7 protein-coding genes are annotated in these 9,150 nt (G+C 59.9%); 1 reads left to right on the top strand and 6 read right to left on the bottom strand.

Annotated elements, in window-relative coordinates; all coding sequences use genetic code 11:
* Window positions 1–279 precede the first annotated feature (279 nt).
* A complete protein-coding gene (locus ACLP4W_RS01895; RefSeq protein WP_442383571.1) occupies window positions 280–798 on the top strand; it encodes a PE family protein in 519 nt (172 codons plus the stop codon).
* 39 nt (window positions 799–837) lie between these two features.
* On the opposite strand, the gene ACLP4W_RS01890 is transcribed toward ACLP4W_RS01895, so the two are convergent.
* The 6 genes from ACLP4W_RS01890 to ACLP4W_RS01865 form a co-directional block, all read right to left on the bottom strand.
* Entirely contained in the window at window positions 838–3,759 is a 2,922-nt protein-coding gene (locus tag ACLP4W_RS01890; RefSeq protein WP_442383569.1) for an MMPL/RND family transporter, read from the bottom strand.
* Window positions 3,756–3,875: an MmpS family transport accessory protein gene (locus ACLP4W_RS01885; RefSeq protein ID WP_442383567.1), complete on the bottom strand. Its 120-nt coding sequence runs from the start codon at window positions 3,873–3,875 to the stop codon at window positions 3,756–3,758. Before ACLP4W_RS01885 ends, ACLP4W_RS01890 begins: the two co-directional genes overlap by 4 nt.
* 49 nt (window positions 3,876–3,924) lie before the next feature.
* Window positions 3,925–6,804: an MMPL/RND family transporter gene (locus ACLP4W_RS01880; protein ID WP_442383565.1), complete on the bottom strand. Its 2,880-nt coding sequence runs from the start codon at window positions 6,802–6,804 to the stop codon at window positions 3,925–3,927.
* Window positions 6,801–7,217, bottom strand: a complete 417-nt coding sequence (locus ACLP4W_RS01875; RefSeq protein ID WP_442383563.1) for an MmpS family protein — start codon at window positions 7,215–7,217, stop codon at window positions 6,801–6,803. The genes ACLP4W_RS01880 and ACLP4W_RS01875 overlap by 4 nt, the downstream gene beginning before the upstream one ends.
* Window positions 7,214–7,354 (bottom strand): hypothetical protein, encoded by a 141-nt coding sequence (locus ACLP4W_RS01870; protein ID WP_442383561.1) that lies wholly within the window; start codon window positions 7,352–7,354, stop codon window positions 7,214–7,216. The genes ACLP4W_RS01875 and ACLP4W_RS01870 overlap by 4 nt, the downstream gene beginning before the upstream one ends.
* Before the next feature lie 219 nt (window positions 7,355–7,573).
* Window positions 7,574–9,094 carry an MFS transporter gene (locus ACLP4W_RS01865; RefSeq protein WP_442383573.1) on the bottom strand — a complete coding sequence of 507 codons (1,521 nt, stop codon included), beginning with the start codon at window positions 9,092–9,094 and terminating at the stop codon, window positions 7,574–7,576.
* Window positions 9,095–9,150: the final 56 nt, after the last annotated feature.

Below are 9,150 nucleotides of genomic sequence, written 5' to 3'. Positions count from 1 at the left end.
GCGCCGCCGCTGTAGCCGCGGCCCGCCTCCGCGTCGGCTTATTGGGAGGCGACATGGGGCCTTAAGCAGCCGGCGCTTAGCACGCTGCGCTATTCACGTGGATCCCGCTCCAAAGCTGAGCAGCCAGAGCGTCGCCAAAGACGATCGGAACTGCGGTCCACGAATGTCCATGTCGCAAGGGACCCGCCGCGGGCCTGCAGCTGGACCAACGCTCGTCCGGGTGGGGTCGGAGGCGTTGGCCGAACACCAAAACAGGTTCGTCGACGCTGAAGGATAGATATGTCGTATGTGATGGCGGCGCCGGAGATGATGGCGGCGGCGGCAACGGATGTGGCGGCTGTTGGTGCGACGCTCAGCGTGGCCCACATGGCGGCGGTGGCGCCGACCGTTGCGGTGATACCCGCGGCCGCCGATGAGGTGTCGGCGAGCATCGCACACCTGTTCTCCCGGCACGCCGAGGACTATCAGGCGCTGGCCGGGCAGGTGGCGGCGTTTCACGAGGAGTTTGTGCGGCAGTTGAATGCGAGCGCGCGCTCGTATGCGGCCACTGAGGCCGCCAGCGCCGCGTCGTTGCAGTACTTGAATGCGAGTTTGAGCTCGTTCGCCAGCGCTATCGCCGCCTTGCCGGGCCAGTTATTCAACATGTTAACAGGCTTTTGGACCGCACTCTTTGATGTAGCATTTTTGGCACTTACTGTAGGATTTTTGGCACTGGTTTTCGGATTTTGGATATTGGTCTTAGCAATCGTCTCAGCACTATTGGGGATACCGTTAGAAGTGTTTGGCGTGCTGATCTGATTCCCGGCTAGCCGCAATGAAATTTGGATTATTCTTCGATTATTCGGAGACGGACGGACTCGGGATTTCGGTTGTGACCACGTCGTCGTCGCGGTGCTCCTCCCTTAGCAGCAGGGCCCGTACCACCGGACGCGGTGCCAAAGGCCGAAGCATTTGACTGGCCGGGCGCGGGCGCACTGTCTGCGGCCACCAGAACCAACGTCCGAGCAGTGCGGCGATGGACGGTGTCATGAACGAGCGCACGACCAAGGTGTCGAACAACAGGCCCAGGCCGATGGTGGTGCCGACCTGGCCGATAATACGCAAATCGCTGAACATCATCGAGGCCATGGTGAAGGCGAACACCAGCCCCGCGTTCGTCACAACCTTGCCGGTGCCCCCCATTGCGCGGATGATACCGGTGTTTATCCCGGCGGCTATTTCCTCTTTCATGCGGGATACCAGAAGCAAATTGTAGTCAGAGCCCACCGCCAAAAGGATGATCACGGCCATCGGAAGCACCATCCAGTGCAATTTGATGCTTAGAAAATACTGCCAGACCAGCACCGACAGTCCGAACGATGCGCCCAACGAAAGCAATACCGTACCTACGATAACCAGGGCGGCAATAAAGCTTCGGGTGATGGTGAGCATGATGATAAAAATAAGACAGAGCGCACCAACTCCCGCGATCCATAGATCGTATGTGGAGCCGTCGCGAAAGTCCTTGAATGTCGAGGCGGTGCCGGCGATATAGATCTTGGTGCCCTCCAGGGGCGTCGTCTTCAGCGCCTCCTCGGCCGCCGTCTTTATCCGATCGATACGCGCTATGCCCTCGGGCGTCGCGGGGTCGCCCCTGTGCGAAATGATGAATCGAGCCGCCGTCCCGTCGGGAGATAGGAAGGAACTCATCGCCCGCTGGAAGTCCGGGTTCTGGAAAACCTCCGGAGGCAGATAGAAGGAATCGTCGTCCTGCGCCGCGTCGAACGCCTGCCCCATGGCGTTTGCGTTCTGGTTCGTTTCGTCCATCTGGCTGAAGGTCCCAGACATGGTGCTGTGCATCGTCAGCATCATGGTCTGCATGGACTGTGTGACCGCGATCAAACCCGGAAATTGCTGAAGTAGCTGCGGCAACACCGCGTCCATCGTGTCCAGATCCTTCACGAGGTCATGCATTTTATCGCTAAGCGCATCGACACCGTCGAGTGTGTCAAATATCGACCTCAACGACCAGCATATTGGGATATCGTAGCAATGCTTTTCCCAGTAGAAGTAACTTCGAACTGGCCTGAAGAAATCGTCGAAATCCGAAATGTGACCTCGTAACTCTTCCACAATGGCAGTCATTTCTTTTGTATCGCCGATCGAGCGATGAGCAATGTCGGTGAGCTGCCGCTGTAATTCGTACATGTGCTTCATAATCGCGATTTGTCTGGCCATCGTGTCGGCCATCTTGAGCATGTCATTTATGCGGTGTTTCATATACTCCATGGTTTGTTGCTGGCCTGCGTTTTGCATGCTGATCAGGAAAGGTATAGACGTGTGTTCGATCGGTGTTCCCTCGGGCCGGGTTATGCCTTGCACCCGAGAAATTCCTGGAACTCGAAAAATTCCCTTTGCCAGTCTATGCAGCACGAGGAAATCTGCTGGATTGCGCATATCGTGATTTGATTCGATCATCAGGATTTCGGGCATCATACGTGCTTGGGAGAAATGACGATCAGCGGCCGCATACCCCAAATTGGCTGGAACGCCTTTAGGTATGTAGAGCCGGTCGTTGTAGCTGGTTTTGTAGCCCGGCAGTGTGATCAGACCGATCAGTGTGACCGCTACGGTCGTGGCGAGAATGGGCGCGGGCCAGCGGACAATCGCGGTGCCGACCCGTCGCCACCGACGAAACCCGATCCTGCGCCTGGGATCGAACAGCCCGAAGCGACTTCCGACGGTCAGAACCGCCGGAACCAGCGTGACCGCGACCGCGACTGGGACGAGCATGCCCACGGCGCACGGCACGCCGATCGTCTGGAAGATCGGCATCCGGGTGAAGCTCAGACACAACATTGCTCCGGCGATCGTCAAACCGGAGCCCAGTACAACGGGAGTGACCCGGCGGTAGGTGGTGTAGTAGGCCGTTTCCGGGTCCTCGCCGGCCTGACGCGCCTCCTGGTATCGACCGAAGAAGAAGATCCCGTAATCGGTTCCGGCTGCCATCGCAAGGGCCACCAGCAGATTAATGGCAAACATCGAGAGCGCAACAATATTGTTATCGCCGAGAAAGGCGACAATTCCCCGGGCCGAAAATAGTTCGATCCCAACCGTGAGGAGCAATACAATCACGGTGATGACCGAACGGTAGACAACAAGCAGAACCGCGAAGATTATGACGGCACCTATCAAGGTCATCTTGAGAATGGAACTGTCAGCACTGCGCTGCATATCCGCTAAGAGCGCTGCCGGGCCGGTGACATAGACCTGGAGACCGGGGGGCGGCGGTGTTCGCGCGATGATATGCCGGACTGCGGCAATGGAGTCCTGGCCCAGGGTCGTGCCTTGGTTACCGGCCAGATTCAATTGCACATATACGGCCTTACAATCGTCGCTTTGCGCACCCGCCGCCGTGAGTCGATCTCCCCACAAATCCTGCACATGCTCGATATGCTTCGGGTCGTTTCTTAACTCGCGGATCAATCCGTCGTAGTACACGTGGGCGTCGTCGCCGAGTCGCTGCTGCCCCTCCAGCACGATCATCGCGAAACTGTCCGAGTCGGATTCTTTGAAGTCCTGGCCCATGCGCTGCATGGCTCGTACCGCCGGCGCATCTCGAGGAGCTAACGGCACGGAATGCTCCCGGCCGACCGTCTCCAGCCATGGAACTCCGAAAGTCACCGTCAGCGTCAGCGCGACCCACGCCAGGATGATGAGCACCGCGAACCTGCGGATTGTCCGCGCTATGAAGGGGAGCTGACGGCGTTCGGTGCTCATGCGGCCTTCAACAGGCAGACGGCCGAGGCGTCCACCTCGTGCGCAATCGTCTCGGCTTTGACGACACCGTCCAAGACGAAGCGGCAGCCAATGCTGTCGCTATCGACCTGCGCCACGATGCTCCCCACGGTTGCCGACCCCCGTCCTGAACTGGAAATCCGCAACTTACTGCGGCTGTCTCAGCAACAGGGCACGTACCAGCGGACGGGGTCCGGTGGGCCGAAGTAACGCACTGGCGGGGCGGGGGCGGACTTGTTTCGGCCACCAGAACCAACGTCCCAGCAGCGCGGCGATGGACGGCGTCATGAATGCGCGCACGACCAACGTGTCGAACAGCAGACCCAGGCAGATCGTCGTACCGACCTGACCGATGCTGCGTAGGTCGCTGACCACCATGGACCCCATGGTGAAGGCGAACACCAGCCCCGCGTTCGTCACGACCTTCCCGGTGCCACCCATCGCACGAATGATGCCGGTGTTTATGCCGGCGCCTATTTCCTCTTTCATCCGCGCTACCAGCAGCAAATTATAGTCAGACCCGACCGCCAGAAGGACGATCACAGACATCACGAGCACTGTCCAGTGTATTTGTATGCCGAGCATATACTGCCAGACGAACACGGACAGCCCGAAGGAAGCGCCCAGCGAAACCAATACCGTACCTACGATAACCAGGGCGGCAATAAAGCTTCCCGTGATGATCAGCATGACGATGAAAATAAGGCAGAGCACAGCGACTCCCGCGATCGCGAGATCGTATTTGGAGCCCACGACGAGATCTCTCGTCATTGCTGCGGTGCCGGCGAGGTATACCTTCGAGTTTTCCAGCGGAGTTCCCTTGAGCGCCTCCTCGGCCGCGCTTTTTATCGGGTCGACCCGCGAGAGGCCCTCGGGCGACGCGGGATCACCCTTTTGCGAAATCAGCATGCGGACGGCCTTCCCGTCCGGCGACAAGAATATTTTCATGACTCGTTTGAAGTCCGAGTTCTTGAAAACGTCCGGCGGCAGGTAGAAAGAATCGTCGTTTTTCGCGGTGTCGAATGCCTTTCCCATGGCGGTCGAATTACTGCTACTGTCGTCCATCTGCCCGAAGACCCCGGACATGGTGCTATGCATGGTCAGCATCATGGTCCGCATGCTCTGCATGATCGCGATCATCTCTGGGAACTGGGTGAGCAGCTGCGGCATGATCGCATCTAATTGATCAAGGTTTGCTACCAGATCGCGCAGCTTATCGGTAACCTCGTCAACACCGTCGAACGTGTCAAAAACGGATCTCACCGACCAGCAAATGGGAATATCGTAGCAATGCTTTTCCCAGTAGAAGTAACTGCGGATCGGCCTCCAGAAATCCTCGAAATCCGCAATGTGATCCCGCAAGTCGTTGGTGATTTCCTGCACTTCATGCGTTTTGCCGACCATCTCATGAGTCGTGGCAGCCATCTGCTGCAGCAGGCCAGACATGCGCTGCATGATTTGAATCGTTTCGCCCAGCATGTCGGCCTGCTTGAGCATGTCGTTCATGCGCAGTTGCTGAAAATGCATGAATTGTTGCTGCCCAGCTTGTTGCATGCTGAGCAGATACGGTATCGTCGTGTGGTCGAGCGGGGTTCCCTCGGGTCGCGTCACGGCTTGCACCTTGGAAATGCCCGGAACAGCGAGGACGGCCTTGGCCAGTTTGTTCAAAATTAGAAAATCGGCCGGATTGCGTAGATCGTGATCGGCCTCGACCATCAGGATCTCGGGCGCCATCATTGCCGACTGGGGAAAATGTCGCGCTGCGGCCTCATACCCCAGATTGGCGGGAATATCTTTGGGGATGAACTTCTGGTCGTTGTAGCTGGGTTTGTATCCCGGCAGCGTCAATAGCCCGATCAGCGCGACTGCTAATGTCGCGACAAGAATGGGCGCGGGCCACCGAACAATCGCCGTGCCTACCCGTCGCCATCCGCGAACCTTGATTTTCCGCTTGGGCTCAAACAGGCCAAAACGGCTTCCGACGGTAAGAACTGCGGGAAACAGCGTGAGCGCGACTGCGACTGCGACCGCGACGCCCACCGCGCAAGGGACGCCGAGGGCTTGGAAAGAGGGCAGCCGCGTAAAACTCAGGCAGAAAAGCGCTCCGGCGATCGTCAAACCGGAGCCCAAGACAACCTTGGCGACCCCGCGGTAAGTGGTGTAGTGAGCCGTTTCCCGGTCCTCGCCGGCCTGACGTGCCTCCTGATACCGACCGATGAAAAATATCCCGTAGTCCGTTCCAGCCGCGATTCCAAGGGATATCAGTAGATTAACGGCCAAGGTGGTAAGACCAATAATCTCGTGATGGCCGAGGAACGCGACGATTCCTCGGGCCACCTGCAATTCTATGCCGACGGTCAGCAACAAAAGAATTACGGTTATAACCGAACGGTAGATGAGAAGCAACATAACAAAGATCACCGCGACGCTTACCGCCGTGATTGTCTTGATCGTCCGGTCGCCAGTGTTGCTCATATCCGCAACGATCGCCGCAGGGCCGGTGACATACGCCGTGACCCCCGGCGGCGCTGGCGTCTGCCCGACGATGCGCTGAATGGCTTCGACGGATTCAGTCCCCAAGGCCTGGCCCGGGTTGCCGGCGAGGCCCAATTGAACATATGCGGCCCTACCATCGGCGCTTTGCGCGGCGCCCTTTGTGAGTTCATCACCCCAGAAGTTCTGGATGTGCTGCACATGTTTCGGATCGTCTTGCAACTGACGAATCAAACGATCGTAGTACTTGTGAGCATCGTCGCCGAGGGGTTGCTGACCCTCCAAGACGATCATCGCCACACTGCCGGATTCGGATTGCTTGAAGTCCTCATTTATGCGTTTTGACGCCTTGAAGGACGGCGCATCTGTGGGATTCAGTGATACTGAATGCTCTTTCTCGACCTGGTCCAGTGAGGGGACGCCAACAGTCAAGATGACGAGGATCGCCAACCACGCCAAGATGATGGGCACCGGAAATCGATGGATCGTCCGCGCTACCACTGGCGAACGGTCGTGCAGCTGATGGTCGCTCATGCGGCCTTCAGCAGGCAGGAGGTAAAGGCGCTGACTTCGTGCGTCACCTTCTCGGCCTTGACCACGCCGTCCACCAAGATGCGGCAGCCGATACTGTCAGTATCACCCTGTGCCGCGATACTCCCGATGGACGCCGCCCCGGTGATCGCGAACTCCAACGACCACGGCAGGCTTACTCCGTCAACATGCTCCGGGTCACCATTGTCGCCAAAATAGCTGATGTCGGCCACGGTCCCCGGTGGTCCGAAGATCTCGTATCTGAGGTGCTTGGGGTTGGAAGGCTTGGTGTCAACTTTGGTGTCGGCATACGATTGGCGCTTCTCAGAGCCGAAGATGCCGTGCAGCCGCGACACAGTCAATCCTCCGGCACCGATCACGACCAGTACGACCAGCGGAATCCACAGCCGCCTCATAACCCGGAAAATCGCAAATACCGGATTTCCACGACTCTTTCCAGATCCACCTCGTGCTCGAGGTGCGGGTGAAGGCTGGCGAGCACGTCGCAGAAGAGTAAGTCGGCGGCCAGGCCGTCGGCTGCCGTTTTGGCCACCTGCGATGGCGACATCGGACGGGGCCCGCTCGAAATCGCGCACACTGCCTGAGACCACGCACCCACCCTAGCCGACACGAGTTTAATAACGGTTCGAAACCATAGTGGAGGCCAACGGGGTCCGTCCGGGGTTTCGACAAAAGCTCCCGGTGCTGCTCACTGCGGCAAGAGTTTGGTTTTGTGGCGTTTCGCTAGTGAGCAGGCGCGGACCTCGACGAGCTACAGTTCCTCGGCATCGATGGCCGCCTTGACTTCTTGGGCGTGCGCCACCTGCTGCGCGGTGTAGCCGATGAGCAGCGCCGCTCCGCCGATGAGGACGACCACCCCGCCCATCCCCAGCCAGCCGCAGGTGTAGCCGTGGTCCAGCGCGTGCAACTGGGCGTCGTTCATGAACTTCACCGGCCCGTGGGTGCCGCCCAGGTGCAGTGTGCGCGACGTTATGGCGGCCTGGATGACGGCCAGCACCAGCGGCCCGGCGAGGCTTTGCAGCATCACTGCGATCGCCGAGGCGGGCCCGATGCGGTCCACGCCGACGCTGGCGACCAGCCCTAGCCTGAGGGGGACGTTGATCACGCCGAGACCGATCCCGGCGACGACGATTGGCAGCACGAGATTCGGGAAGTAGGGGATGCCGCGGTGGAACGTCGAGCCGCACAGCATCGCGCCCAGCAGCAGGATGGCGCCGGCGATCACCACCACCCGCGGCGGGAACCACTTCACCAGCCGCGAGGACGCGCCCGCCCCGATGGGTGCCGCGATGGCGAACGGGATGAAGCCGATGGCTGCGTGCATCGGACCGTAGCCCATGATGTTCTGCACATACAGGCCGATCAGCACGGCCATGGTGAAAGTCACCCCACCGGTAAGAGATATGGCCGCGAACGTGGCCATCCGGTTGCGGTCGCAGAACAGGCTGAACGGCACGATGGGGTTCTCGGCGGTGCGCTCCACCAGGGCGAACGTGACGAAAGCTGCCAGAGCCACCAGACCTGAACCGAGGGTGATGGCCGACAGCCAGCCTTTCTCCGGACCCCTCGAGAAGCCGAAAACCGCCGCGGTGCAGGCCAACGTGGCCAGCACACCCCCGGCGGCGTCGAGCTTCATCCGCTCCTTCTCGGTTTCCTGCAGCGCGGTGCGGGCCAGGTAGATCACCAGCAGCCCGATCGGCACGTTCACCAAGAACGCCAGCCGCCACGACACCTCGGTGAGCGCCCCGCCCGCCACCAGGCCCACCACCGCCCCGACGCCGGCCATCGCGCCGAACACCGCCATCGCGGAGTTGCGCGCCGGGCCCTTCGGGAACGTGGTCGCTACCAGCGCCATAGCGGTCGGTGTGACGATGGCGGCGGCGACGCCCTTCAGCAGCCGGGCCAAAACGAGCGCAGCACCGTCCCAGGCGATGCCGCACATCGCCGAGGTGATGGTGAAGAGCACGGTGCCGACGATCAGGGTGCGCTTCTGCCCGATGGTGTCACCGAGGCGGCCGCCCAGCAGCATCAGGCCACCAGAGGTCAGCACGTAGGCAGTTATCACCCAGCTCCGCGTGGCATCCGACAGTCCCAGCTCGTTCTGGATCTTAGGAAGCGCGAAGATCGCGACGGTGCCATCCATCATCGCCAGCAGCTGAATGCCGCCGAGCGCGCTGATCACGGCGACGAACCGGCGACGCGGCAGCCGAGTCCGGGAGTCCCTTCTCGTCTCGTGCGACGTGGTCGGTTCGGCGGGCATAGGGTCGCTCATTCCGCGCGTTGTGTCGTCCAGTGATTTGTGCCCGCTCTTGCGTCGTTGAGATCCGC

This window comes from Mycobacterium sp. (genome assembly GCF_052145595.1).
Taxonomy (GTDB): domain Bacteria; phylum Actinomycetota; class Actinomycetes; order Mycobacteriales; family Mycobacteriaceae; genus Mycobacterium.
This window is presented reverse-complemented; position numbering and strand designations above follow the sequence as displayed.

Bases quoted from the DNA above. Each gene is read 5' to 3' on its own strand.
- ACLP4W_RS01895 (WP_442383571.1), top strand. From the start codon at position 280: ATGTCGTATGTGATGGCGGCGCCGGAGATGATGGCGGCGGCGGCAACG.
- ACLP4W_RS01890 (WP_442383569.1), bottom strand. From the start codon at position 3,759: ATGAGCACCGAACGCCGTCAGCTCCCCTTCATAGCGCGGACAATCCGC.
- ACLP4W_RS01880 (WP_442383565.1), bottom strand. From the start codon at position 6,804: ATGAGCGACCATCAGCTGCACGACCGTTCGCCAGTGGTAGCGCGGACG.
- ACLP4W_RS01875 (WP_442383563.1), bottom strand. From the start codon at position 7,217: ATGAGGCGGCTGTGGATTCCGCTGGTCGTACTGGTCGTGATCGGTGCC.
- ACLP4W_RS01865 (WP_442383573.1), bottom strand. From the start codon at position 9,094: ATGAGCGACCCTATGCCCGCCGAACCGACCACGTCGCACGAGACGAGA.